This is a genomic window from Pseudomonas saxonica (assembly GCF_007858365.1).
In the GTDB taxonomy this organism is placed as follows: Bacteria; Pseudomonadota; Gammaproteobacteria; order Pseudomonadales; family Pseudomonadaceae; genus Aquipseudomonas; species Aquipseudomonas saxonica.
Window position 1 is genome coordinate 1,134,591 of sequence record NZ_VFIO01000001.1, and the last position, 25,848, is coordinate 1,160,438.

Annotated in this window: 27 protein-coding genes and 1 other RNA gene; 7 read left to right on the forward strand and 21 right to left on the reverse strand. The window is 56.3% G+C overall.

The genetic code is table 11. The annotated features are described in order from the left end of the window. Window positions 1-3: 3 nt before the first annotated feature. From mraY to rsmI, 9 genes are all read right to left on the reverse strand, one after another. Window positions 4-1,086 (reverse strand): phospho-N-acetylmuramoyl-pentapeptide-transferase, encoded by a 1,083-nt coding sequence (gene mraY, locus FJD38_RS05255; RefSeq protein ID WP_122785725.1) that lies wholly within the window; start codon window positions 1,084-1,086, stop codon window positions 4-6. Then, window positions 1,086-2,453, reverse strand: coding sequence for a UDP-N-acetylmuramoyl-tripeptide--D-alanyl-D-alanine ligase (locus FJD38_RS05260; protein ID WP_146384224.1), 1,368 nt, complete (start codon window positions 2,451-2,453; stop codon window positions 1,086-1,088). The genes mraY and FJD38_RS05260 overlap by 1 nt, the downstream gene beginning before the upstream one ends. Then, window positions 2,446-3,909 (reverse strand): UDP-N-acetylmuramoyl-L-alanyl-D-glutamate--2,6-diaminopimelate ligase, encoded by a 1,464-nt coding sequence (locus tag FJD38_RS05265; RefSeq protein WP_146384226.1) that lies wholly within the window; start codon window positions 3,907-3,909, stop codon window positions 2,446-2,448. The genes FJD38_RS05260 and FJD38_RS05265 overlap by 8 nt, the downstream gene beginning before the upstream one ends. Then, window positions 3,909-5,657 carry a peptidoglycan D,D-transpeptidase FtsI family protein gene (locus tag FJD38_RS05270; protein WP_146384228.1) on the reverse strand — a complete coding sequence of 583 codons (1,749 nt, stop codon included), beginning with the start codon at window positions 5,655-5,657 and terminating at the stop codon, window positions 3,909-3,911. Before FJD38_RS05270 ends, FJD38_RS05265 begins: the two co-directional genes overlap by 1 nt. Further along, complete coding sequence (gene ftsL, locus FJD38_RS05275; RefSeq protein WP_122785729.1) at window positions 5,654-5,947, reverse strand: cell division protein FtsL; 294 nt, start codon at window positions 5,945-5,947, stop codon at window positions 5,654-5,656. The genes FJD38_RS05270 and ftsL overlap by 4 nt, the downstream gene beginning before the upstream one ends. Continuing rightward, window positions 5,944-6,891 (reverse strand): 16S rRNA (cytosine(1402)-N(4))-methyltransferase RsmH, encoded by a 948-nt coding sequence (gene rsmH / locus FJD38_RS05280; RefSeq protein ID WP_167654229.1) that lies wholly within the window; start codon window positions 6,889-6,891, stop codon window positions 5,944-5,946. Before rsmH ends, ftsL begins: the two co-directional genes overlap by 4 nt. Further along, a complete protein-coding gene (gene mraZ / locus FJD38_RS05285; RefSeq protein WP_048359172.1) occupies window positions 6,888-7,343 on the reverse strand; it encodes a division/cell wall cluster transcriptional repressor MraZ in 456 nt (151 codons plus the stop codon). Before mraZ ends, rsmH begins: the two co-directional genes overlap by 4 nt. Window positions 7,344-7,698: 355 nt before the next feature. Further along, an RNA gene (gene rnpB, locus FJD38_RS05290) (RNase P RNA component class A) lies at window positions 7,699-8,052 on the reverse strand. A gap of 137 nt (window positions 8,053-8,189) precedes the next feature. Beyond that, entirely contained in the window at window positions 8,190-9,044 is an 855-nt protein-coding gene (gene rsmI, locus FJD38_RS05295; protein ID WP_122785730.1) for a 16S rRNA (cytidine(1402)-2'-O)-methyltransferase, read from the reverse strand. 235 nt (window positions 9,045-9,279) lie between these two features. On the opposite strand from rsmI, the gene FJD38_RS05300 reads away from it, so the two are divergent. The 4 genes from FJD38_RS05300 to FJD38_RS05315 all read left to right on the forward strand — a co-directional run bounded on the left by FJD38_RS05300 (window position 9,280) and on the right by FJD38_RS05315 (window position 12,702). Further along, window positions 9,280-11,031: a penicillin-binding protein activator gene (locus FJD38_RS05300; RefSeq protein ID WP_146384230.1), complete on the forward strand. Its 1,752-nt coding sequence runs from the start codon at window positions 9,280-9,282 to the stop codon at window positions 11,029-11,031. Then, entirely contained in the window at window positions 11,031-11,393 is a 363-nt protein-coding gene (locus FJD38_RS05305; protein ID WP_122785732.1) for a YraN family protein, read from the forward strand. The genes FJD38_RS05300 and FJD38_RS05305 overlap by 1 nt, the downstream gene beginning before the upstream one ends. A 137-nt stretch (window positions 11,394-11,530) precedes the next feature. Continuing rightward, window positions 11,531-12,124 (forward strand): phosphoheptose isomerase, encoded by a 594-nt coding sequence (locus FJD38_RS05310; protein WP_122785733.1) that lies wholly within the window; start codon window positions 11,531-11,533, stop codon window positions 12,122-12,124. After that, window positions 12,121-12,702, forward strand: coding sequence for a BON domain-containing protein (locus FJD38_RS05315; RefSeq protein ID WP_122785734.1), 582 nt, complete (start codon window positions 12,121-12,123; stop codon window positions 12,700-12,702). Before FJD38_RS05310 ends, FJD38_RS05315 begins: the two co-directional genes overlap by 4 nt. Before the next feature lie 48 nt (window positions 12,703-12,750). On the opposite strand, the gene FJD38_RS05320 is transcribed toward FJD38_RS05315, so the two are convergent. From FJD38_RS05320 to rplM, 7 genes are all read right to left on the reverse strand, one after another. Continuing rightward, a complete protein-coding gene (locus FJD38_RS05320) occupies window positions 12,751-13,164 on the reverse strand; it encodes a ClpXP protease specificity-enhancing factor (RefSeq protein WP_122785735.1) in 414 nt (137 codons plus the stop codon). A gap of 16 nt (window positions 13,165-13,180) precedes the next feature. Next, window positions 13,181-13,798 carry a glutathione S-transferase N-terminal domain-containing protein gene (locus tag FJD38_RS05325; RefSeq protein WP_122785736.1) on the reverse strand — a complete coding sequence of 206 codons (618 nt, stop codon included), beginning with the start codon at window positions 13,796-13,798 and terminating at the stop codon, window positions 13,181-13,183. A gap of 182 nt (window positions 13,799-13,980) precedes the next feature. Then, a complete protein-coding gene (locus tag FJD38_RS05330) occupies window positions 13,981-14,760 on the reverse strand; it encodes a cytochrome c1 (protein WP_122785737.1) in 780 nt (259 codons plus the stop codon). Continuing rightward, window positions 14,760-15,971 carry a cytochrome b gene (locus FJD38_RS05335; RefSeq protein WP_122785738.1) on the reverse strand — a complete coding sequence of 404 codons (1,212 nt, stop codon included), beginning with the start codon at window positions 15,969-15,971 and terminating at the stop codon, window positions 14,760-14,762. The genes FJD38_RS05330 and FJD38_RS05335 overlap by 1 nt, the downstream gene beginning before the upstream one ends. Further along, window positions 15,971-16,570 (reverse strand): ubiquinol-cytochrome c reductase iron-sulfur subunit, encoded by a 600-nt coding sequence (gene petA, locus FJD38_RS05340; protein WP_122785739.1) that lies wholly within the window; start codon window positions 16,568-16,570, stop codon window positions 15,971-15,973. Before petA ends, FJD38_RS05335 begins: the two co-directional genes overlap by 1 nt. 265 nt (window positions 16,571-16,835) lie before the next feature. After that, window positions 16,836-17,228: a 30S ribosomal protein S9 gene (gene rpsI / locus FJD38_RS05345; protein ID WP_003216038.1), complete on the reverse strand. Its 393-nt coding sequence runs from the start codon at window positions 17,226-17,228 to the stop codon at window positions 16,836-16,838. 14 nt (window positions 17,229-17,242) lie between these two features. After that, window positions 17,243-17,671 (reverse strand): 50S ribosomal protein L13, encoded by a 429-nt coding sequence (gene rplM / locus FJD38_RS05350; protein ID WP_007917032.1) that lies wholly within the window; start codon window positions 17,669-17,671, stop codon window positions 17,243-17,245. A 246-nt stretch (window positions 17,672-17,917) separates the two neighbouring features. Here rplM and FJD38_RS05355 point away from each other — a divergent pair, with 246 nt between their 5' ends. Further along, on the forward strand, window positions 17,918-18,958 hold the full coding sequence (locus tag FJD38_RS05355; protein WP_146384232.1) for an NADP(H)-dependent aldo-keto reductase: 1,041 nt from the start codon (window positions 17,918-17,920) through the stop codon (window positions 18,956-18,958). Window positions 18,959-19,299: 341 nt separating this feature from the next. After that, window positions 19,300-20,196: a GlxA family transcriptional regulator gene (locus FJD38_RS05360; RefSeq protein WP_199750919.1), complete on the forward strand. Its 897-nt coding sequence runs from the start codon at window positions 19,300-19,302 to the stop codon at window positions 20,194-20,196. Window positions 20,197-20,255: 59 nt separating this feature from the next. Here FJD38_RS05360 and zapE read toward each other — a convergent pair whose 3' ends face one another. The 3 genes from zapE to FJD38_RS05375 all read right to left on the reverse strand — a co-directional run bounded on the left by zapE (window position 20,256) and on the right by FJD38_RS05375 (window position 23,451). Continuing rightward, complete coding sequence (zapE, locus tag FJD38_RS05365; RefSeq protein WP_122785741.1) at window positions 20,256-21,350, reverse strand: cell division protein ZapE; 1,095 nt, start codon at window positions 21,348-21,350, stop codon at window positions 20,256-20,258. 91 nt (window positions 21,351-21,441) lie between these two features. Continuing rightward, window positions 21,442-22,797 (reverse strand): tryptophan--tRNA ligase, encoded by a 1,356-nt coding sequence (locus tag FJD38_RS05370; RefSeq protein WP_146384236.1) that lies wholly within the window; start codon window positions 22,795-22,797, stop codon window positions 21,442-21,444. A 24-nt stretch (window positions 22,798-22,821) separates the two neighbouring features. Then, on the reverse strand, window positions 22,822-23,451 hold the full coding sequence (locus FJD38_RS05375; protein WP_208727502.1) for an alpha/beta hydrolase: 630 nt from the start codon (window positions 23,449-23,451) through the stop codon (window positions 22,822-22,824). A 145-nt stretch (window positions 23,452-23,596) separates the two neighbouring features. Between FJD38_RS05375 and FJD38_RS05380 the strand changes: the two genes are divergently transcribed. Next, a complete protein-coding gene (locus FJD38_RS05380; protein WP_122785744.1) occupies window positions 23,597-24,031 on the forward strand; it encodes a Z-ring associated ZapG family protein in 435 nt (144 codons plus the stop codon). A gap of 216 nt (window positions 24,032-24,247) precedes the next feature. Here FJD38_RS05380 and FJD38_RS05385 read toward each other — a convergent pair whose 3' ends face one another. Both FJD38_RS05385 and deoC read right to left on the reverse strand, forming a co-directional pair. Beyond that, window positions 24,248-24,964: a YiaD family glycine zipper/OmpA-like lipoprotein gene (locus FJD38_RS05385; RefSeq protein WP_146384238.1), complete on the reverse strand. Its 717-nt coding sequence runs from the start codon at window positions 24,962-24,964 to the stop codon at window positions 24,248-24,250. Window positions 24,965-25,146: 182 nt separating this feature from the next. Then, a complete protein-coding gene (deoC, locus tag FJD38_RS05390; protein ID WP_146384240.1) occupies window positions 25,147-25,830 on the reverse strand; it encodes a deoxyribose-phosphate aldolase in 684 nt (227 codons plus the stop codon). Between the last annotated feature and the right edge of the window lie 18 nt (window positions 25,831-25,848).

A 25,848-nucleotide genomic window follows, 5' to 3' on the forward strand; every position in this document is an offset into this window, starting at 1 on the left:
GTTCTACCTCAGCTTCAGAGTGGCAAGGCCAATCAGCACAAGAATCACGGTGATAATCCAGAAACGGACAATCACTCGCGGCTCAGGCCAGCCCTTGAGTTCAAAGTGGTGATGAATCGGTGCCATGCGAAACACCCGCTTGCCGGTCAACTTGAAGGACGCGACTTGTATCACCACCGACAGGGTTTCCATCACGAACACTCCGCCCATGATGAACAGCACGATTTCCTGACGCACGATCACGGCAATGGTGCCCAGCGCAGCACCCAGTGCCAGCGCGCCAACGTCGCCCATGAAGACTTGTGCCGGGTAGGTGTTGAACCACAGAAAACCAAGGCCGGCACCAATCAGCGCACCACAGAAGACAATCAGTTCGCCTGCGCCCGGCACGTATGGAATGAGCAGATAATCAGCGAATTTCACGTTACCCGACAGGTAGCAGAAGATGCCCAAGGCACCGCCCACCATTACCGTTGGCATGATCGCCAGGCCGTCGAGGCCATCAGTCAGGTTGACGGCGTTGCTCGACCCCACGATCACGAAGTAGGTCAGCACCACAAAACCAATGCCCAGCGGAATGCTGGCATCTTTAAGGATCGGCAGAATAAGGGTGGTTTCAACAGCGCTAGGGGCTGTGGCGTATAGAAAGATCGCTGCACCCAGACCGAAAACCGACTGCCAGAAATACTTCCAGCGGCTCGGGAGGCCGCGGGAGTTTTTCTCGATCACTTTGCGATAATCGTCTACCCAACCAATGGCACCGAACAGCAGGGTCACAATCATCACGACCCAGACATAGCGGTTGCTCAGATCAGCCCACAACAAGGTGCTGACTGTGATCGCCGACAGGATAAGCGCACCACCCATGGTGGGCGTGCCGGACTTGGACAAGTGCGACTGCGGGCCGTCATTACGAACCGACTGGCCAATCTGGCGGTTTTGCAGGGTGCGGATCATCCACGGCCCTAGGCACAACGACAAGGTCAACGCGGTCAATACTCCAAGAATCCCGCGCAAGGACAAGTACTGGAAGACCGCGAAGCCTTTATAGAACTGTTGCAGATACTCCGCTAGCAGCAGCAGCATTAGTGTTTCTCCCCGCTGGAACCGCACAAAGCCGCAACGACGTTTTCCATCGCTGCACTGCGCGAGCCCTTGATCAAAATAGTGGTGTTGGTTTGGTGCTCAGCGCGAAGCGCCATGATCAGGTCAGCCTGATTGGCGAAATGACGAGCCTGTGGTCCAAATTCAGAGACGGCATGAGCCATCATCGGTCCCACCGCATAGAGCGCTGAAACCTTGTCGGCGGCATAAGCGCCTACTTCACGATGTCCTTGCTCCGCCCACTCACCCAGCTCGCCAATATCTCCGAGCACCAGGACGGTGCGACCGGAAAAGGCGGCGAGTATATCAATGGCGGCGCACATTGAGGTGGGGTTTGCGTTGTAAGTGTCATCAATAATTCGCAAGCCAGCAGCGGTCAATTGTGCCACCGCACGTCCTTTGACCGGTTGTACCGCTTCAAGGCCGGTTTTGATGCCAAACAGCGATACGCCCAACGCATGGGCAGCAGCCGCAGCGGCCAATGCATTGGCCACGTTATGAGTGCCCAGCAGGTTAAGTTGAACCTGCTCGACACCCGTCGGGCTGTACAGCTTGAAACCTGGGCAGCCCCGTGCATCACGGGTCAAATCGCCCGCATGAAAATCGGCTTTAGTGTTGCTCAATGCAAAGGTGAGCACCGTGCGGCCTGCCGCCCGGTTCTTCCAGATATCAAAAGCCTTGTCATCCAGATTCAGAACGGCGACGCCAGCGGCGCCCAGCCCTTCAATGATCTCGCCTTTGGCTTCAACGATTTTATCCGGCCCGCCGAATTCGCCGACATGAGCAGTGCCCGCATTGTTAAGCACAGCAACTTGTGGTCGGGTCATGGCGACGGTGTAGGCAATTTCCCCAAGACGCGACGCACCCAACTCAATCACGGCAGCAGTATGCTCGTGAGTCAGTTCAAGCAGCGTGAGCGGCACGCCTAGATCGTTATTCAAATTCCCTTTGGTCGCCAGCACCGGCCCGCGAGTACGCAGGATGCAGGCCAGCATTTCTTTGACCGTGGTTTTACCGCTGGAGCCAGTAATCGCGGCAACAGGCTTGTCATAACCGGCGCGATTAAGCGCGCCCAGTTGACCCAGTGCTGCGCGGGTATCTTCGACCACCAGCTGCGGCAACGTCGACTCAGGCACTTCGCGCTCTACCAATGCCGCAACAGCGCCCTTGGCGGCGACTTCATTCAGATAGTTGTGGCCGTCGAAACGCGGGCCGGTCAGTGCGATAAACAGCTGGCCTTTGGTAATGGCCCGACTGTCGATGCTGACGCCGTTGAAGTAGCTATCCGCTGCGACTAAACGCCCGCCAAGGGCGTCGGCTACTTCGCTCAACAACAGAGGCTTAAGCATGCGCGGCCTCCCAAGCATCGAGCGCCTTTTGAGCTTCGACCAGATCAGAGAAGTCGTGGCGTACGCCGTTAATTTCCTGATAGTCCTCATGACCTTTGCCGGCCAACACAATCACATCTTCGGCGCGAGCGTTGCTAATAATGCGGGCAATGGCCTCGCCGCGACCGGCGACAAAAGTGACGTTACCGGGGGCAGCAAAGCCCGCTCGAATATCATCAAATATTTGAGCGGGTGCTTCTGTGCGCGGATTGTCATCGGTAACCAACACGCCGTCAGCCAAGCGTTCTACCACCTCGGCCATTAATGGGCGCTTGCCGCGATCACGATCGCCACCGCACCCGAACAGGCACAACAACTGACCTTTGGCGTGGGGACGCATGGCCAGCAGCACTTTTTCCAGTGCATCCGGGGTATGCGCGTAGTCGACCACCACCAGCGGTTTATTACCGCCACCCAATCGCTGCATACGCCCCACCGGGCCTTCGAGCTTGGGCAGTATTTTAAGAATATCGTCCAGCGGGTATTCGAGCCCCAGCAAGGCACCTACCGCTGCCAGTACGTTGCTCAGATTGAAGCGCCCCAACAAGGCGCTGCGCAGGTGATGTTCACCTTGCGGGGTCACCAGCGTGGCACGTACGCCCTCGTCATCGAAGGTCGCTTCGCGGCAATACAAGTAGGCACTGCTGTCTTCAAGGCTGTAGCTGATCAGGCGCGAGTCGTGCTTTTCAGTGGCCAGTTGGCGACCAAAGTCATCATCCAGATTCAGTACGCGGCAACGCAGATCAGCCCAAGCGAACAGTTTGGCCTTGGCGGCGGCGTAGGCTTCCATAGTGCCGTGGTAATCCAGATGATCGCGGGACAGGTTGGTCAACACCGCCACATCGAACGCCAGCGCACTGACGCGACCTTGGTCGAGCCCGTGGGAAGAGACTTCCATCGCAACCGCTTTGGCCCCGGCCTTTTTCAAATCGGCCAGCATGGCTTGCACGCTAATCGGATCGGGCGTGGTATGGCGACCACTGTGCAGCGCGCCATAAAAGCCGGTGCCCAGAGTCCCGACGATGCCGCAGTGCTGACCGAGCAAATCCAGGGCTTGCGCAACCAGTTGAGTCACGCTGGTTTTGCCGTTGGTGCCGGTTACACCGACCAGGTCCAGATGATGGCTCGGCTCACCGTAGAAACGCCCGGCAATGTCCGACAACTGCGCGGCCAACCCCTTGACCGGAATCAACGGAACGGCGGTGATCGGCAATACATCGGCACCGTCCACTTCATAAGCCACAGCGGCCGCGCCACGTTTTAGCGCGTCGCCAATATGCTCGCGCCCATCAAGCTTGCCACCAGGCACCGCGAGAAATAAATCTCCGGCGCGCACGTTGCGGCTATCGAGTGTCAGCTCACGAATCAACAGATCGTGGCCAGCATGAGGGAAGATCTTGTTCAGGCTCAGGGACATTAGCCGCGCCCTCCTTTGGCTGTGGCAGCAGCGGCTGCAGCTTGTTGCTCGGCGGCTGTAGGCAGGTTGTCGGGGGTCACGTTCATCAGGCGCAGTGTCCCCGACATGACTTTGCTGAAGACCGGGGCCGAGACCAGGCCACCGAAGTAACCGGCCTTGCTCGGTTCATCAATCACGACAACGATCGCGTAACGCGGATCGCTCATCGGACCAAACCCGGCAAACAGGGAACGATAAGAGTTCACCGCGTAGCCTTTAACGCCGCCCGAGGACGTTTTACGTGCAGTACCCGACTTGCCGCCGACATGGTAAGCCGGCACCTTGGCACGCCAGACACCCCGTGGGTTTTCAATCACTTCCTGCAACATGCCCTGAAGGGTTTTGGCCACTTTTTCAGGCATGACTTGCGCGGCCTCGGCTGGCTTGTCCTTGTCTGCTTTAAGCAAGGTCAGTGGCGCCAGCTTGCCGTTGTTGGCCAAAGCCGAGAAAGCGTGCACCAACTGGATAGCCGTTACCGAAACGCCATAGCCATAAGACAGGGTCGCGGTTTCAGCCTTGCGCCACTCGCGGTAGTTCGGCAGATTGCCAACGCGCTCACCGGGGAAGCCCAAGCCGGTGTCTTGGCCGAGCCCCATTTTTGCCATCTGCCTGAAGATCGCTTCACCACCAATATCGAAGGCGACTTTACTCATGCCGACGTTACTGGAGTTGATCAGGATGCCGGTCAGGTCGAGAACCGGCCCTTCGGTGCGCGATACGTCACGAATGGTGTACTTGCCCAATTGCAACGTCCCTGGATACACCTCGACTTTATCCGTCGGTTTCCAGCGGCCGGTTTCCAGCGCAGCACTCATCGAAATAGGTTTAACGGTCGAACCGGGCTCAAACACGTCGATCATGGCGCGGTTGCGCATCATCGCCGGCTGCAGGTTACGGCGGTTGTTCGGGTTGTAAGTCGGCTGATTGACCATGGCCAGAATCTCGCCGGTCTTCACATCCATGATGACCAGGCTGCCCGCCTTTGCACCGTTCTCGACCAGCGCATTGCGCAGTTCGCGGTTAGCCAGATATTGCAGGCGCAGGTCAATGGACAACGCCAAGGTCTTCCCTGCCTTGGCGTTTTTGGTCACCTGAACGTCTTTGATCAAGCGCCCTCGTCGGTCCTTGATCACTTGTCGTTTACCCGGAACACCGGCCAGCCACTCGTCATAAGCCAGTTCGACGCCCTCACGACCTTTATCGTCGATATCGGTAAAGCCAACCATATGCGCGGTGACTTCACCGGCCGGATAGAAACGCCGAAACTCCTCGATGCCATAAACGCCCGGCACTTTGAGGTCGAGCACAACTTGGCCCTGCTCCGGCGTCAGCCCCCGAACCAGATAGATGAATTCTTTATTGGCTTGTTGCTCAAGACGCGCCGTCAATACTTTGGGGTCTTGCCCCAACGCGTGCGCCAACGCTGGCCAGCGGTCTTTGGCCGCTTGCATTTCTTTGGCATTGGCCCACAACGTGGTCACGGGCGTGCTCACCGCCAAAGGCTCGCCATTGCGGTCAGTAATCAGACCACGATGCGCGGGAATCGGGATGTGACGCATGCTGCGAGCATCGCCCTGTCCTTTAAGGAAGTCATGGTCGATGACCTGCAAGTAGACAATTTGGCAGGCAATAGCCCCTACCAGCAGTGCCAGCAATGCCAGCACTACGCGAAAACGCCACGGGTAGAGTGCGCCTTCGAGTTTAATCATGGCGCCACCATCCGCACTTCCGCTGCGCCCGGAATGTGCATTTTCAGTTGTTCGCTGGCCAATGTTTCGATGCGGCTATGGGCTGTCCAGGTACTTTGTTCAAGGATCAGGCGTCCCCACTCGGCTTGCGCTTTGTCGCGCACGCTCAGCTCTCCGTACAGGGTGTTGAGCAACTGCCGGTTCCAGTGAGCACTGTAAGAAACGCCCACGGCCGAGACGAGCACGCCAATAAATAGCAGCAACATGAAAAAGCTTCCGCCGGGAAGTGGCTTGGCGAAGAGCTTGTTCAACGAAGCTTCTCCGCGACGCGCATAACAGCGCTGCGCGAACGCGGATTGGCCTTGAGCTCTGCTTCAGAAGCCGTTTGTGCCTTGCCGTGGATCTTGATTTTGGGAACAAAGGCAACGTGCTGCACGGGCAAGCCGCGCGGCAAATTATCGGGCTCGCCTTTGACCAGTTTGCGCATGAACAGCTTAACGATGCGGTCTTCAAGAGAATGGAAGCTGATCACAACCAGACGGCCGCCAACTTCGAGCGCCTCCAGCGCTGCTTCGAGGCCAGCCTCCAGATCACCCAGTTCGTTGTTGACGTGAATACGCAGCCCTTGAAAAGTTCGGGTTGCCGGGTGTTTGCCCTTCTCCCAGGCCGGATTGGCCACTTTTAGCACTTCAGCAAGATCACCCGTGCGCTCGAACGGTTTGATTTCACGGCGCTCAACGACTGCGCGAGCCATGCGGCCCGAGAAACGCTCTTCGCCATACTCTTTGAATACGCGAGTGATTTCTTCATGGGAAGCCGTGTTCACAAACTCGGCGGCGCTGATCCCTTGACTCGGGTCCATACGCATATCCAAAGGGCCGTCATTCATAAAGCTGAAGCCGCGCTCAGGATCGTCAAGCTGCGGCGAAGACACGCCAAGATCAAGCAGTACACCGCTCACCTTACCCGCCAAACCGCGCGCAGCGACCTCGGAGCCCATCTCGGCAAAACTGCGTTGCACAATGACAAAGCGGCCGTCTTCGGCCGCTAGCGCTTGCCCGGTGGCAATCGCTTGTGGATCTTTATCAAACCCGAGGAGACGCCCCTGCGGGCCAAGCTTCTGGAGTATCAAGCGGCTATGTCCGCCGCGACCGAAGGTGCCATCCAGATAGCATCCATCAGGACGTACGGCGAGAGCCTCTACGGCTTCGTCGAGCAGTACGGTGATGTGGTTGAAGTCGCTATCTATAGTCACAGAATTAAATCACGCAGTTCTTCAGGCATGGCGCCCGGTTGTTGAATGGCTGCAAGGTCAGCGGCAGAAACAGCTTCCCAGGCATCCTCGTCCCACAGTTGAAACTTGTTCAGCTGGCCCACCAACATCGCGCGTTTATCCAACTTGGCATATTCACGCAACCGCGGTGGCACCAAAAAACGACCGCTGCCATCGAGCTCTAGGTCGACGGCGTTACCAATCAAAAGGCGCTGCAAACGACGGTTTTCTTCACGTAACGAAGGCAACGCACGAAGCTTGGTTTCAATCAACTCCCACTCATCGAGCGGGTAAACGCACAAGCAAGGATCGACCGCATCGATGGTCACGATCAGTTGCCCGGAACTTCTCGAAATCAGCTCGTCACGGTACCGGCTCGGCATTGCGAGACGACCCTTGGCATCGAGACTGATTGCGTTAGCTCCACGAAACACGAGCGTCACTCCAATTCTTATCGTTTTACGTCTGAAAAACCCACTTTATGCCACTTTTCGCCACTTGCGCACACTATAGGAATGCGCCCACCACACCGTCAAGGAGATGCCCATAGGAAAATCCTTACAGAACGGAGTTTTAACGGGGTAAATAGACGTACAGCATTTAGCGAAGGGATTTTTTGACAACCGATACACAGCAAACTCGGGGCTCTAACCTTCAAACTTAAAGCAGTTTGTTAAGAGTAAGAACTTTTTGGCATTACATAGCCGAGTTTGCTTGCGAATGTTTCGAAGGGATATGACTCGATATTACAATCAGCGATCTGCTTGCGATGCAAACAGAGAGAAAAAGGTGGAGAGTCGATCTGTAAGCCGGGTTCTGTCGTGAACAGTCATTCGTCTACGATGGCCATCACTGGACATCTTTAGCAACCTACCCGGTCCCAGCGCGGGCCACGCCTTGGGACCCTATTTGGTCTTGCTCCAAGTGGGGTTTACCTAGCCACGAACTGTTGCCAGTCGTGCGGTGCGCTCTTACCGCACCTTTTCACCCTTACCGGCACCGAAGTGCTTAGGCGGTTATTTTCTGTGGCACTTTCCGTAGGCTCACGCCTCCCAGGCATTACCTGGCACTTCGCCCTATGGAGCCCGGACTTTCCTCCCCCCCCTAATTTTCATAGGGGGCAGCGACTGTCCAATCGACTCTCCGGCGCAAAGGTTAACTGTACAGAGCGTATAGAACAAGCGCTAAAGCCACTTAGCCACTACATTCATATGTCGCAAAACCTTTTGCCGGCAGAATAAGAAGCCTAAAAATATCAAAGCGCCACTACTCAGCCGCACTTAATCGGCTTTTTGTTTTTCCAGCGCCACTTGATACAACACGTTTTTGCGTTCGCCCGTGATTTCCGCGGCTAGGGCTGCTGCACGTTTGAGTGGCATTTCCTTGAGAAGCAAATCAAGAATTCGCATCGCTTCACTGCTGACCACTTCACCTGTTTCAGGTGCAGTCCAGCCCGCCACCAACACTACGCACTCCCCGCGCTGCTGATTGCTGTCGCCTTCTACGAAAGCACGCAGCTCAGCCAACGGCAAACCTTTAAGCGTCTCGAACGTTTTGGTCAGCTCGCGGGCCAGCAACGCTGGGCGCTCAGGGCCGAAGACCAGTTCAAGATCTTGCAGGCACTCCAGAATACGGTGAGGCGCTTCATAGAAAATCAGCGTGCGCGGCTCTTCTTTCAACAATTCCAGCCGCGAACGACGCCCTACGGCCTTGGCCGGCAAAAAACCCTCGAAGATAAAACGGTCTGAAGGCAGACCTGCCGCAGACAACGCTGCAATCAGGGCACACGCGCCCGGCACCGGCACCACTTTGACCCCTGCCGCCCGAGCCTGACGCACCAAGTGGTAACCGGGATCAGAAATCAGTGGCGTTCCCGCATCGGAGATCAGGGCTACGTCTTCCCCGGCCAGCAACCGCTGAATGAACCGACTGCCTTCTTCACGCTCGTTATGTTCGTGGCAAGCGCCCAACGGCGTGGAAATACCGAAATGCTGCATTAAACGCAGGGAGTGACGCGTGTCTTCGGCCGCAATCAACGACACCTCGCGCAACACTTTGAGCGCACGCGCACTGATGTCGTCCAGGTTACCGATGGGCGTGGCCACCACATAAAGCGAGCCGACAACGGAATTCATTGCACCTGGAGCAGTCAAAACGCACACCTCATGAGAGTTAAAGGCGCCATTGTAACGCGTAGACCCCTCTTGAAAGCACCCTTCAGAATGGCCGTTAACCGCTGAACCCGAAAACTTCAGCGGCCACAGGTCGTATATGTGATCTAAATTTAAGCTTTAACGAACCTAACATCGCGCCCCGGCCAGCGCTTGGGTACACTTCCCCCCTCATTTGATCGAGTATCAGGAACACTACATGACCGTCTGCCTGCGGCTGTTCACTGCCCTCTGCCTTGCTGCCCTGTTGGCGGCTTGCGCCAGCTCGCCCTCGTCCAGCCTTGGCGAACTCCCCCGGACCCCGGATGCCAGCCTTGAACAGCTGCTGCAACAGGCGTCTGCCAGCAAGGATCCGCAGAAGGCTGCGCTGCTGCGCCTGTCTGCGGCCGACCTCGCCATGCGCCAGCAAAACAATGAGCGCGCCGCCCAGATCCTGGCTCAAGTGCCAGTGGATCAACTAAAACCCGCCCAGCAGGTTTTTGCCAGCACGCTGGCCGCTGAGCTGGCCATGAACCGCAACGACCCTAAAGCTGCCCTGACCGCTCTGAGCCACCCGAGCATCGCGCGAATTGACGAGATGCCAGCTGATCTGCAAGTGCGCACACACACGGTTCATGCCCGCGCACTCGAAGCCGATGACCAAACTCTCGCTGCTGCGCGTGAACGCGTGGCCATGAGCGCAAATCTGACGGGCGATGCTGCCAACAGCAACAATGACGCTATCTGGGCGCTGGTTGCCGCGTTGCCGGTTGAGCAATTACAGGCTCAAGGCAATGACGTGCTAGGCGGCTGGGCATCATTGGCGCTGGCCGTGAAGCGTGCCGGCACCGTGCAGGAGCAACAAACTGCCATTGACCAATGGCGTGCTCAGAACCCTGCTCACCCTGCTGCTATCCAACTGCCGACCCCCTTGGTCAAACTCAAGGAGCTGGCCAGCCAGCCACTGACCAAAATTGGGCTGCTGCTGCCACAAGAAGGCCAATTGGCTTCGGTCAGCAAAGCGCTACGTGACGGCTTCGTGGCCGCTCATTACCAGGCTCAACAGGCCGGTCAAAACCCGCCGAGCATCCAGTTTTATGACAGCTCTCGCCTGACTTCGCTGGACGATTTTTATCGCCAGGCCCAAGCCGACGGCGTGCAACTGGTCGTCGGCCCACTGGAAAAAACACTGGTCAAGCAACTCAATGCACGCTCGCAATTGCCCATTACCACACTGGCTCTGAACTACAGCGAAGGTACCCAAGGCCCGGCTCAGCTGTTTCAGTTCGGCCTGGCCGCTGAAGACGAAGCCCGTGAAGTGGCTCGTCGCGCACGTGCCGATGGCTTGACCCGCGCTGGCGCCATGGTGCCTAAAGGCGAATGGGGCGAGCGCGTGCTTAACGCCTTCCGTCAGGAATGGATTGCCCACGGCGGCAGCGTTGTAGGTATTGAATACATCGATCAACCCGTTGCATTGGCACAGCAAGTCGGCGATTTGGTTCAGCAACGCAAAAACTCGAACGAGCCCATGCAGTTCCTGTTTTTGGCGGCCACTCCTCAGCAAGCCCAGCAGATCAAGCCGACCCTGAACTATCAATATGCCAGCGACCTGCCTGTGTATGCCACGTCCCACGTTTTCAGCGCGAGTGGCAATCAGGACCAGTACAACGACATGAACGGCGTACGTTTTTGTGAAACGCCTTGGCTGCTTGAACCTGGCAATCCACTGCGCCAGCAAGTCGCCGCGCAGTGGCCTCAAGCATCTGGCAGCCTGGGACGCCTTTATGCAATGGGCGTTGACGCTTACATACTGACCTCGCGCCTGGGCCAACTCAAGGCACTGCCTGATAGCCGGATTGACGGCTTGTCCGGCAGCCTCGGCATGAGCCCGACCCAGCACGTTGAGCGCCAGTTGCCATGGGCCGAGTTCGTTAATGGCCAAGTCCAACGCCTGCCCGACACCCCGAACTGATGCCTGAGCGCTCCAGCCAAAACACAGGCAAAGATGCCGAGCGCCTGGCGCTGCGGCATCTTGAGCAACATGGCTTGCGGTTGCTGGCGCAAAACTGGCTGTGCAAACGCGGCGAGCTGGATCTGGTCATGCTTGACGGCGATACAGTAGTATTCGTCGAAGTTCGTTACCGGCAACACGCACAATGGGGTGGCGCACTGGCCAGTATTGACACACGCAAGCGCCAAAAACTGATTCTTGCCGCCCAGCACTTCTTGCAACGCGAGGCACGCTGGGCCAATCACCCATGTCGATTCGATGTAGTCGCCATGGACAGCGCCACACCTCACTTGAACTGGCTACGGAACGCCTTTGACAGCTAATGCGCTATCAGGCCTATCCAGCACCCTTTTTAAAACGATTATTGCTTTGCTTTGCGGGCTGCACATTCTTGTGCCGGGAAGTCACTCAGGAACACCTGAATCACGCCCGACCAGCCGCCCTACTTAAGGTCACATAGATGGACATGCAATCCCGGATCCGCCAGCTTTTTCAAGCCAGCATCGACACCAAGCAGCAAGCGATGGAAGTGCTTGCCCCCCACATTGAGCTCGCCAGCCAAGTGATGGTCAACGCACTGCTCAATGAAGGCAAAATGTTGTCGTGCGGCAACGGCGGGTCCGCCGGCGACGCCCAACACTTCTCATCCGAGCTGCTCAACCGTTTCGAACGCGAGCGCCCGAGCCTGCCGGCCATTGCCCTGACCACTGACAGCTCGACGATCACCTCGATCGCCAATGACTACAGCTTTAACGAGGTGTTCTCCAAACAGATTCGCGCCCTCGGCCAGCCTGGCGACGTCCTGCTGGCCATTTCCACCAGCGGTAACTCGGCCAATATCATTCAGGCAATCCAGGCGGCCCATGACCGAGAAATGATCGTGGTTGCCATGACCGGCCGAGACGGCGGCGGCATGGCCTCACTACTGCTACCCGAGGACGTGGAAATTCGCGTCCCGTCCCTGGTCACTGCACGCATCCAAGAAGTCCATCTGCTGGCGATCCACTGTTTGTGTGATCTGATCGACAGCCAATTGTTCGGGAGTGAAGAATGACTTTCAATCGCCTTGGCCTCGTCGCCCTGACCCTGTGTCTGGGCCTGACCGCAGGCTGCAGCTCGGTACTGACCGCCACCCGCGACACACCGATCGAAGATGATCGTGGTACGCGTACTTTCGGCAGCAAAATCGACGATTCCCTGATCGAAACCAAAGTGGCCGTGAATGTGGCCAAAGCCAACCCTGATCTGGACACCGCGTCCCATATCGTTGTGACCAGCTACAACGGCATCGTATTGCTGGCCGGACAAACACCGCGCGCAGAACTCAAAGCCCAGGCTGAACAGGCCGCTGCTGCCGTTCAACGCGTAAAGAAGGTCAACAACGAACTGCAAGTGATGGCACCGTCATCCCTTCTGGCACGTAACAATGACGCGTGGCTGACCACCAAAATCAAAACCCAAATGCTGACCGACAGTGAAATCCCGGGCTCGCGGATCAAAATTGTCACTGAGAACGGCATCGTCTACATGCTGGGCCTTGTCACCAAACAAGAAGCCACTCGCGCCACCAATCTGGTGCAAGGCGTGTCTGGCGTGCAAAAAATCGTAAAGCTGTTTGAGTACATCGACTGACCTGAACGTCAGGCACAAAAAAGGCGACCTTCAAGGTCGCCTTTTTTATTACTTGACCACTTTCAGGCTTGGCCGACCCGAAGGTCTCGGCGGCTCAGTACCTGGTGGCGGCCCATCATCATGCGGCTCAACCTCATCATCACCACTCAGGTGCTCTTCAAGGTCAAATACCATCCCCTCGCCGTTCTCACGAGCGTAAATGCCCATGATGGCCGGGATAGGAACGTACAGCGTATGCGGCACACCACCGAAACGCCCTTCAAAGCTTACTGCTTCGTTGTCCATGTGCAAATCGCGCACGGCGGTTGGCGAAACATTCAGGACAATCTGCCCGTCACTGGCGAAACCCGCAGGCACTTGCACCTCCGGGTAGTCAGAGTTAACCAGCATGTGCGGCGTGCAATCGTTATCAACGATCCACTCATAGAGCGCACGCACCAGGTAAGGTCTGCTTGAATTCATCGAGGGCTCCTAAGCCTTAGCGCATGTCGCGTTCGACACCAGACAAACTAGCCTGGAAAGCCTCACGCGCAAACTGGCGCTCCATATAGTCGAGCAGCGGCTTGGCTTGCCGCGGCAATTCAATACCCAAAACAGGCAGGCGCCAGAGTATCGGCAATAGACAGCAGTCGACCAGACTTTGCTCATCACTGAGGAAAAAAGGTTTGTCGGCAAATAATGCAGAAACGCCTGTCAGGCTTTCGCGCAACTCTTTACGGGCCTGCACCCGTGCCGGCTCTTTGGTCTTGGCGTCGAGAATCAGGTCCACCAGTACACACCAGTCACGCTGGATACGGTGGATCAGCAGACGACTGTTGGCACGCGCTACCGGATACACCGGCAACAACGGCGGATGCGGATAACGCTCATCCAGATATTCCATGACTACAGTCGACTCCCACAACGCCAGGTCACGATCGACCAACGTTGGCAGGCTGCCGTAAGGGTTCACTTCGATCAGCTTCGGCGGTTGACGACCCGCCTCCACACTGATGATCTCGGCGCTGACGCCTTTCTCTGCGAGCACAATGCGCACCCGGTGAGAATAGTGGTCTGCTGGGTCGGAGTAACAGGCCAACCGATTGGTCACGCCCATGGCGGTCCTCCTCGCTTGTAGAAATTATCAGGAGCGGAAAAACGAACACGCCCAAGGAACGTCTCCGATAACTGCAAAATCCGGAGGGGCAAGGTATTCACCTTGCCCCTCGCACATCTTGCCGGGTTACCTTTAAGAGACACCTCGGGCGCACACGATTAACAGCATTGCGTGTAAATCTTTTAGTGCACATCTTTCCAGTATTCGCGCTTGAGCAGATAAGCGAATACGAACAGGAAGGCCAGATAGAGCAGAACGTAGGTCCCGATGCGCTGATGCTCCAGCTTTACCGGGTTGGCCGAGTAGGCCAGGAAGGTCACAAGGTTCTTGATCTTCTCATCGAACTGCTCTTCAGTCAGCGTGCCGGTTTTAGGCAACACTGTCAGCTGGTCGCACGCTTCATGTGTCAAAGGCGTGCCAGTGAGCGGATCATACTGCTTCTTGCCATCTTCTACGATCTGTACTTGCTTGCAGCCGATAACCTGACGACCTTGCAACGGTGCCAGAACGTTAGGCATGCCCACATTCGGGAAGACTTTGTTGTTCACTCCCCATGGGCGTGACGGATCTTCATAGAACGCACGCAGGTAGCTGTACAACCAATCCGTGCCGCGCACACGCGCCACCAGCGTGAGGTCGGGAGGGGCGGCACCAAACCAGGCCTTGGCATCCTCAGGCTGCATACCAATGTTCATATGGTCACCAATCTTGGCTCCCGTAAACACCAGATTGTCGAGCATGACGTCATGGGGGATACCCAAGTCATCGGCCACCCGCTCATAGCGCTGGAACTTGGCACTGTGACAACCCATGCAATAGTTGGCGAACGTACGCGCGCCATCCTGCAAGGCTGCCTTGTCAGACACATCAATGTCGACCTTGTCGAGTTGCACACCTTGTTCAGAGGCAAAGGAGACTACCGGCAAGGCCACGAGCATCAATACAGCCAATAGCTTTTTCATCAGCCAGTCACCCTTTGCGGAACAGGTTTGGTCTTCTCAAGCCGGGTGTAGAACGGCATCAGAATGAAGTAGGCGAAGTACAGGAACGTACACACCTGCGACAGCAGCGTACGGCCCGGAGTCGGAGCCATAACACCCAGCACACCGAGAATCACGAACGAGATGCAAAATACCCACAACCAGATTTTGCTCAGCCAGCCTTTGTAGCGCATCGATTTAACCGGGCTACGGTCAAGCCAGGGCAACACGAACAACAGGGCAATTGCAGCGCCCATGGCGATCACGCCAAACAGCTTGTCCGGGATTGCCCGCAAGATCGCGTAGAACGGTGTGAAGTACCAGACAGGGGCAATATGCTCAGGTGTCTTGAAGGCATTAGCCTGTTCAAAGTTTGGTTTTTCAAGGAAATAGCCACCCATTTCCGGGAAGAAGAACACGATCGAGCAAAAGATAAACAGGAATACCACCACGCCGACAATGTCTTTGACGGTGTAATAGGGATGGAAAGGAATGCCATCCAACGGGATACCGTTTTCGTCTTTGAGCTTTTTGATGTCCACGCCATCCGGGTTGTTGGACCCGACTTCGTGCAAGGCCAGGATATGCAGCACCACCAATCCCAAAATCACGATCGGCAAGGCCACCACGTGCAAGGCAAAGAAACGGTTCAGAGTGATACCGGAGATCAGGTAATCGCCACGGATCCACTGCGTAAGATCGTTGCCGATGACCGGAATAGCGCCGAACAGCGAGATGATCACTTGCGCGCCCCAGTAGGACATCTGCCCCCAAGGCAGCAAATAGCCCATAAAAGCTTCCGCCATCAGGGCCAGGTAAATCATCATGCCGAATAACCACACCAGCTCTCGCGGCTTCTGATAGGAGCCATAGAGCAAGCCCCGAAACATATGCAGATACACCACGATAAAGAACGCTGACGCGCCTGTGGAGTGCAGGTAGCGCAGGATGGAGCCGTACTCAACATCACGCATGATGTATTCGACAGAAGCAAAAGCCTCTTCTGCTGACGGCGTATAACTCATCGTCAGCCACACACCCGTTACCAGCTGGTTTACCAGAACCAATAAAGCGAGGGAGCCGAAGAAGTAGAGGAAATTGAAGTTTTTGGGGGCGTAATATTTACTGAGATGGTCTTCCCACATTTTCGTTGCGGGGAAGCGAGCGTCAATCCAATCCATGAATTTGCTCATTACGCGTTCTCCCCTTCAAGACCAACGACAATGACGTTATCGCTGCCATCTACATAGTAGTAAGGCGGAACTGGCAGGTTCAATGGAGCAGGCTGCGACTTGTAAACACGACCGGCCAGATCATAGTGGGAACCATGACAGGGGCAAAAATACCCTCCGACCCAATCCTTACCCAGGTCAGCAGGCGCAACTTCTGGACGAAACGTCGGCGAACAGCCCAGATGCGTACAAATTCCGATCACCACCAGCACTTGCGGCTTAATGGATCGCCATTCATTCGTTGAGTTTTCAGGCTGATCAGACTGCTTGGACTCAGGATCAGCAAGCTGGCCCTCAATCTTTTTCAGATTTGCCAGAATCTCCTCTGTGCGGCGAACAATAAATACCGGCTGACCCCGCCACTCAGCAATCATCTGCTGGCCCGGCTCAATCTTTGCGATATTCACTCTCACCGGTGCGCCTGCGGCTTTCGCCTTGGCACTGGGAAACCATGACCCTACGAACGGAACCGCCGCCCCCACCGCTCCAGCAGCACCCACCACGGATGTGGCTGCCACGAGGAAGCGACGCCGGCCGACATTGACGCCGTCATTGCTCATCAGTCCTCTCCCATCAGCTTTTTAGCCTGTAAAACCAGGCTTCTTTTAAGTAACAATCTGTGCTTATTAAAATTTTGCAGAATGGTAATGAAAAGACCCTACTCTTACAAGGTCTTTACCGTTCTGAGTCGGCTACAGCCCTTGCAGTATAGGGTCTCTACTGATGTGGCACGTTGACACAGCACATAATTAACGCCCATAAAAAAAGCCCATAAAAAAAGCCCAGCTCCGAAGAGGCTGGGCTTTTTTTGAACGAAGCTGCGAATTAACGCTTCGAGTACTGCGGACGCTTACGCGCTTTACGCAGACCGACTTTCTTACGTTCAACTTCACGAGCATCGCGAGTTACGAAGCCTGCTTTGCGCAGAGCGCCACGCAGAGTTTCGTCGTACTGCATCAGTGCGCGAGTGATACCGTGGCGGATTGCGCCAGCTTGACCACTTACACCACCACCGATCACGGTGACGTAGATATCGAATTTCTCGACAGTCTCAGTCAGTTCCAACGGTTGACGAACTACCATGCGGGCAGTTTCGCGACCGAAGAAATTCTCCAGAGTGCGGTTGTTGATCGAGATGTTACCGGTACCTGGACGCAGGAAAACGCGTGCGGTTGCGGTTTTACGACGGCCAGTGCCGTAGTTTTGAGTCGCCGACATAATGAACTATTCCGTTAAAACTTCAGTTCTTGGGGCTGCTGAGCAGTATGAGGGTGAGCAGCGCCCGCATAGACTTTCAGCTTACGGTACATGTCGCGACCCAGTGGGTTTTTAGGCAGCATGCCTTTAACCGCGGTCTCGATCACGCGCTCAGGAGCTTTGGCGATCAGCTTTTCGAAGTTGATCGACTTAATCCCGCCCGGGAAACCGGAGTGAGAGTAGTACATTTTGTCAGTGGTTTTAGCACCAGTGACACGGATCTGCTCAGCGTTGATAACAACGATGTAATCACCGGTGTCAACGTGCGGAGTGTATTCCGGCTTGTGCTTGCCACGCAGACGGCTGGCGATCTCGGTGGCCAGACGACCCAGGGTCTGACCAGCAGCGTCGACGACAAACCAGTCGCGCTTTACTGTTTCTGGTTTAGCAGTAAAAGTTTTCATTCTTTATAGCCTCAGGGGCCGCCCTGTAAATTAGACGGCGGATCTTACTGAATAGTGCGTACTTTGACAAGTCAAAGGCAGCCGGATACAGACGCTATCGGGGGCTCGGGTCAGCGCGTCCGTTCAACGGCAAGATTCTTCGGCAGGCGGCGCATCACTTCCACTGCAGAAAGAGGTCGGCAATTATGCAGATTGCGAAAAAAAATACAACCTGCTTTTATGTTTGTTTACCCGAAGGAGCATCCGATGGACTATCGAAAGCTGGGCAGAACCGAAGTAAAAGTCAGCGAAATTGCTCTCGGCACCATGACCTGGGGCGAGCAAAACACCCAGGCTGAAGCCTTCGAGCAGATTGCCTACGCCAAAAACGCCGGCATCAATTTCATCGACACCGCCGAGATGTATCCGGTCCCCCCAAAAGCCGAAACTTACGCCACAACCGAGCGCTATATCGGCAACTGGTTCAAGGAACACGGTGACCGCGCCGACTGGATTCTGGCCAGCAAGATCGCCGGCCCAGGCAATGGCATCGACTACATCCGTGACGGCCAGCTCAAACATAATCGGACCCACATTGTGCAAGCGCTGGATGCCAGCCTCAAGCGCCTGCAAACGGACTGGATCGACCTTTACCAACTGCATTGGCCTGAACGCAGCACCAACTTTTTCGGGCAACTGGGCTACACGCACAACGCCGACGAGCAGTTCACACCGCTGGAGGAAACCCTCGAGGCGCTGGACGAACAAGTCAAAGCCGGCAAAATCCGCCACATCGGCCTGTCCAACGAAACACCGTGGGCCACCATGAAGTTTCTGCAACTGGCCGAAAGCCGTGGCTGGCCACGTGCCGTTTCGATCCAGAACCCCTACAGCCTGCTCAACCGCAGCTTCGAAGTGGGCCTGGCTGAAATCGCCATTCGCGAACAATGCGGGCTTCTCGCCTACTCACCCCTGGCGTTCGGCATGCTCTCAGGCAAGTACAGTGGTGGCGCACAGCCGCCAAAAGGCCGCCTGAGCCTGTACAGCCGCTTCTCACGCTACTCCAACCCGCAAGCTGTTGCTGCCTGCGAGCGTTACGTGGCCCTGGCCCGTGAGCACGGTCTTGATCCGGCGCAAATGGCGTTGGCGTATGTCACCCAGCAACCCTTCGTGACCAGCAACATCATTGGCGCAACCACGATGGAGCAACTCAAAAGCAACATCGCCAGCGTTGATGTGAAGCTCTCGGATGAGGTTCTGGCGGGGATAGAAGCCATCCACAAGGATCAGCCAAACCCCGCGCCATAACCACGGTTATCAATCGTCCCGTAGCAGCTGGCACAGGCTGCGTTCGATTGCGTAGCGATCGTAAACCCAGGCACCGCGATTTTATTCAAAGATCGCTCCCCCCAGATTTACGACGGCTTCGCCGCCGGACGCAGCCTGCGGCAGCTGCTACGGATTTAGCATGCAGCCCTAGACACACAGGATAAAAAATAAGACGATCCAGCCGTAAGTTGACCAATTTCACCTATAAGAATAATCAAATCATGTCTAATCAACTCTCTACGCCCCTGCGGCGCGTCAGCATATTGGCCATTGATCGGGTATTTGCTTCAACCCTGATGCAAGCCAAGGATTTTTTTCATCTGGCCAGCCTGCGGCATGGCAAACAATTGGGCCAAGGCCTGACCGCCAGTTTTGAAACCCGACTGGTCAGCCCCGACGGCTTGCCTGTGAGCAGCTTCAGCGATGTCGCCATTCCCGTCGATGGCGCACTGGAAGACACCGACATCATCATCCTCCCGGCCTTCTGGGACGACTTCGACACCCTCCTCCAACGCTACCCGCAAATCCTGCCGTGGCTGTGTGCCCAGCATGCGCGCGGTGCGGTGTTGTGTGCCGAAGCCACCGGCGCCTTCTGGCTGGCAGAAGCCGGCTTGCTGGACGGCAAGGAAGCGACCACTTACTGGCGCTTTTTCACGACCTTTGCCACTCGCTATCCGCAGGTGCAGCTTAATCAGGACAAGCACCTGACCGACGCCGACAACCTCTACTGCGCAGGTGGTCCGACCTCAGCCTGTGACCTCTATATCTACCTGATCGAGCGTTTTTGCGGCGCCAACATCGCCCAGGCCGTTGCCCGCGACATCCTCTACGAAGTGCAGCGCAACTACACCACAGGGCCTATCGGTTTTGGCGGGCAAAAACTGCATCAGGACGTGATCATCCTGCAGATCCAGCACTGGCTCGAAGAGCATTTTGCCGACAAATTCCGCTTTGAAGACGTGGCCCGCGAACACGGCATGAGCATTCGCAACTTTATGCGCCGCTTTCAGACCGCCACCGGCGACAAGCCCTTGCACTACCTGCAACGACTGCGCATCGAAACCGCTAAAGGGCTGCTCTCGGCCACCCGCAAAAGCATCAAGACCATCAGTTACGATGTGGGCTACGACGACGCGAGCTTCTTTGCGCGACTGTTTCGCCAACACACCGAACGTTCCCCCCATCAATATCGCCAGCAGTTTCAGCAAGCGGCTTGAATCAGCGCCCTGAATGCAAAAGGCCTGCAATCGCAGGCCTTTTTTTGTACAGCGTTGGACTAAGGCTTGTGCGCCCGCGTCAGGTACTCGTGGGACTGCATTTCAAGCAGACGACTCAGCGTGCGCTGGAATTCGAAATTCAATCGCCCGCCGGTGTAGAGGTCTTTGAGCTCAACCTCGGCCGAGATGATCAACTTGACGTTACGGTCGTAGAACTCGTCGACCATGTTGATAAACCGACGGGCAATATCGTCAGTTTTGACGTCCATCTGCTCGACCCCGCTGAGTATCACGGCATTGAAGATTTTGCCGAGCTCGATGTAGTCGTTCTGGCTACGCGGGCCATCGCACAGCTCACGGAAATCAAACCAGGCCACGTCATCGCACGTACGCAATGCACGGATGGTGCGGTTTTCGATGATCAGCTCATCGTTTTCGATTGCCCGGGTGGAATTGTGCGTCAGCGCCTTGAAGCTTTCGCGCAGGGACTTTTCAGACTCCTCGTTCAACGGGAAGTGGAACAACTCTGCCTGCTCAAGGTGACGCAAACGGTAGTCGACGCCACTGTCGACGTTGACGATGTCAGTGTTCTGCTTGATCAAGGCAATCGCCGGCAAGAAGCGTGCACGCTGCAAACCGTCTTTGTACAAGCCGTCCGGCACGATGTTCGAGGTCGCGACCAGTGTGACGCCATTTTTGAACAACTCTTCCATCAGCGTGCCGAGAATCATGGCATCGGTAATGTCCGAGACAAAAAACTCGTCAAAACAGATCACCCGCGCCTCATCGGCAAAGCGCTTGGCAATGATGGTCAGCGGGTTCTTTTCGCCAGGAAGCGTGCGCATTTCTTCATGCACGCGCTTCATGAAGCGGTGAAAGTGCGTCCGCACTTTCTCCTTGAATGGCAACGCGTCGAAAAAGGTATCAACCAGATAGGTTTTGCCCCGTCCAACACCGCCCCAGAAATACAGGCCTTTGACCGGCGTGCGTTCTTTTTTGCCGAACAGCTTGCCGAACATGCCCGGCTTGCTTTGCGAAGCGGCCACCAGGTCGTCGTACAGACGCTGCAAATGGCGCACAGCGTTTTCCTGCGCAGCATCATGGAAGAAGTCCGGGCGTTTCAGATCTGCTTGGTATCGTTCTAGAGGCGTCATAATTCGTTAGCAAGGCAACAAAAACGGGCCGTCACTGTAGCGACGGCCCTGAGGAATGGCAATCAAACCTGTGTCGAAACGTCGCACTTTCTCAGTCTTGCGCAGGCACCAGCGCCACACGCAGAGCTTCGATAGCTGCATCACGGGCATCCGCGCCGGCAAACACCGGGCTGTCAGCCACACAGCTGTCGTTGAGCCACAGGCTAAAGCTCAGATCGTCGGTGCGAATATCAAGGGCTTCGCCACTCTGCAACTGTTTGGTCACCTGACCGGCGGCTTTACCGTCGGCAAAACTGCGCGACAACAGCAACTGCTCGCCATCGGCTGCCAGTAAACGGAAGCGGAAACTGCCATCCTCATCACGGAAGCTGACAAACCGCGGGCCTTTCGCCGCTTTCTTTTTGCTGGCAGCGCTGGTTTGCGCCGCGCCGACAAACGAACGCAGGCCAACTGCCTCACGCAGTTCAGCGAGAAAGGGCGTCGCTGTTTTGCGGGCCTTTTGCGCACCGGCCAACAGAATGTCTTCCATGTCGGCAGGACGCGACATCAGCTCGTGATAACGCTCGCGTGACTCACCCAGCTCGCCGTCCAGCAGCTTGAACAGCCGCTCTTTGGCCTCTCCCCAGCCCATGCCCTGCAACAGCTCGCTACGGAACTCTGCCGCTTGCTCAGGCGTCGAGAACGCTTGATACAAGGTGAACAGGTGCGAATTGTCAGGGTCTTTCGGCTCACCCGGTGCGCGGGAGTCGGTGACAATGCGCGAGATAGCGCTTTTCATGTCCTTGGCGCTGCTGAACAACGGAATGGTGTTGTCGTAGCTTTTGGACATCTTGCGGCCATCAAGACCCGGCAGCGTGGCTACGCTTTCTTCGATCAACGCCTGGGGCATGGCGAAAAACTCTTTGCCGTTGCCAAACAGGTGATTGAAACGCTGCCCAATATCACGAGCCATTTCCACGTGCTGGATCTGGTCGCGGCCGACCGGCACTTTGTGGGCGTTGAACATCAGGATGTCCGCCGCCATCAACACCGGATAGCTGTACAGCCCCATGGTGATCCCCGCATCCGGGTCTTCGCCGTTTTCCAGGTTTTTGTCGACCGAGGCTTTGTAAGCGTGGGCGCGGTTGAGCAAGCCCTTGGCTGCCACACAGGTCAACAACCAGGTCAGCTCAGGGATTTCCGGAATGTCTGACTGGCGATAAAACGTAACGCGATCAACGTCCAGCCCGGCCGCCAGCCAGGTCGCGGCGATTTCCTGACGCGAACGCTGAATGCGCTGCGGGTCATCGCACTTGATGAGGGCGTGGTAGTCGGCCAGAAAGTAGAACGAGTCGGCATTGCTGTCACGGCTGGCCACGATCGCAGGGCGAATAGCCCCGGCGTAGTTGCCCAGGTGCGGCGTGCCGGTGGTGGTGATACCGGTAAGAATTCGGGTACGAGTGGTCATGGGTAATCGCTTATCAGGCTGCAATCATTTCGAAAGGCGTGGCGCTACCAACTCTTTGAGGTCAGTCAGCTTGCCGTGAAAAAAGTGCCCGCATTCTGCCACTTTCAGCAGCTCATGGGGACGTGACAGGTGTTCAGACCAGTCATACACCAGCTGGGGTTCAATCACTTCGTCGGTTTCAGGCTGGATCACAGTCAGCGCGCACTGCGCGGGCAGCGAGTCAGCATCACTTAAACGCATCACGGCAGGCGCGACCATAAACACGCGCTCAAGCGTGACGCCTGCTTTCTCAAGACGCCCGCCGAGGCTGGCCGCAACAAAACCGCCAAATGAAAAACCCAACAGGGTGATCGGTAAGCCCGGGTGCTTTTCGAGCAACCAGTTGGCCGCCGCGTACGCATCATCAACTTCACCGGCGCCCATGTCGTGGCTACCGGCGCTGGCTCCAGTGCCACGGTAATTGAATCGCAAGGTTACAAAACCGGCATCACGGGCCGTACGTTGCAGGGTTGAAACCACTTTATTCAACATCGTCCCACCCTGTACCGGGTTGGGATGACACAGCAACGCGAGGCCGCGAGGCTCAACGTGATCAAGGTATAAAGCTTCCAACTGGCCGACCGGGCCATCAATGAATAACGCTGTTTCACGCATAAGCAAAAAGGAACTCCGTGACCTAAAAGTGGGTCGACTCGTCTAGCTGATAGATTCTGTCTGAGATATTTGCGAGTGGATCGCGGTATACAGCGCAGGTCCGAGCCGTTAACGTAAAGCAAAGCCGTTTATAGAGGAAGGACTCGTGGAACACTCGCTCTTAATTTGGTTGTTGCCGACTCTAGCCTTGGTTGCCGGTGTCGCCATTGGTTTTCTGCTTGCTCGTCTGCTGCCCAATGCCGCGCCTAACCGCACGCAGCGTCAGCTAGACGACATCCAGGAACGTTTTGACAGTTATCAAAGTGAGGTGGTAACCCACTTCAACAGCACCGCCAATTTGATGAAGAAACTCAATCAGAGTCATCAGGACGTGCAAGAACATCTCGCCGAGGGTGCCAATCGTCTGGCCCTGGACGAGCTGACTCGCCAACGCCTGCTGGCCGCCCTGAATTCTGACGTGGCGCAACCCCATCGCGAGCGCATCACTCCGCCGCACAGCACCGAGCCGCCACTGGATTACGCGCCAAAAAGCGCAAACGGCCCTGGCATGCTGGATGAGCACTACGGCTTGAAGAAGTAATTTTTCCGGTTAAACGCTCACTAAAAAGCCCCGTGATCTGTAAGGATCACGGGGCTTTTTATTGGATCTGTAGCCGCCGCCGAAGGCTGCGTCCGGCGGCAAAGCCGTCGCAACCTATGACAACCCGATTTATCTGTTTGACCGCAATCTCAACGTTTACGATTGCTTCGCAACCGGACGCCGCCTGCGGCAGCTGCTACAAAGCTTGCGTATACGTTAAGGGTATTGCTGAACAGTTCCTGCTTGCTGATAGTTCATACCCGGAATCGGCGCCAGGGTGATTTGCACGCGGCGGTTCATGGCACGACCATCAGGCGTTGCGTTGCTGGCAATCGGGTCCGCAGGCCCCATACCTTTGACCGTCAGGTACTGGCCGCTCACGCCCTGAGAGGTCAAATAGGTGGCCACGCTCTGCGCACGCTGCTGGGAAAGCTGCATGTTGTAGGCATAAGATCCGGTGTTGTCGGTGTAACCCACCACCTGAATTTGCTGTTGATTGTTCAATTGCTTCAAGGAGTTCGCCAAGGTGTTCAGCGGCTGATAGAAACTTGGGGCTATGTTCGCCGAGTTGGTGGCAAAGGTAATATTGCCCGGCATTACCAGCGTGATGTTGTCGCCCTGACGCTGAACTTCTACCCCGGTATTGGCCATGCTGGCACGCAATGCAGCTTCTTGTTTATCTGCGTAGTAACCATAGCCGGCAGCCCCAAGACCTGCCACCGCGGCACCAATCAGAGCGCCCTTGCCACGGTTATTGTGGTCGATGGCCGCACCTGCAACAGCACCGGCCAACGCTCCCAAACCACCGTAGGTAGCCGTTTTGCTCAGGCCAGTAGACCCTTGACCTTGATTGTCATAAGGGTTGGGGGAAGCGCAACCAGCCAGCAAGGCCATTGCACTGGCCGCAATAATCAAACGACGCGAGTTGAACATGGTGAAGCTCCTGTCAATCTTTCTGGGGGCAAAAACATGGGCGTTAGACTTCTGTGGAGCGTTGGAACACGACCAACGGTAAAAATTCCACCCACCCTTTGGGCGATTACGATAGCTGCCGGATCGCCAGCCCACAAATCAAGCCGCCTTAAAACACCCTCCCACAGATTGATTAACTCACCTCAGTAGCCCGAACCTGTCGCTTGAGCGCCCGTCACAATGGCGATACCCGAACTGGTGCCCAACCGCGTAGCACCCGCTTCAATCATCGCCACGGCTGTCGCGTAGTCGCGTACACCGCCCGACGCCTTGACGCCGATATCAGCACCCACCACCCGACGCATCAGCGCCACGTCTTCAACCGTAGCTCCGCTGCGGCTGAAGCCTGTGGAGGTTTTGACGAAAGCCACGTTCAACTCGCGGCAGATTTCACAGGCGCGGATTTTCTGCTCGTCATCCAACAAGCACGTTTCCAGAATGACTTTCAGCGGCACGATGCCACACGCCTGCTTCACGGCGTCAATGTCATCACGTACAACCTCCAGCAACCCTTCTTTCAATGCGCCGATATTGAGCACCATATCGATTTCACCCGCGCCAGCGGCAATCGCCTGCGCGGCTTCAAAGGCTTTGCTGGCGGTTAAACCGGCACCCAGCGGGAAGCCCACCACAGCACAGACCTTCACCTTCTGACCCACCAGCAATTGCGCTGCATGAGGCACTTGGCCAGAATTGACGCACACGGAATAAAACCCATGCTCCTGCGCTTCACGGCACAATGTGGCGATCTGCTCACGCGAGGCATCAGCGGCCAACAGCGTGTGATCGATATACTGGGCCAGTGCTGCGGGTTCAATCTTGATCATGCTTTAGATCCTTTTATG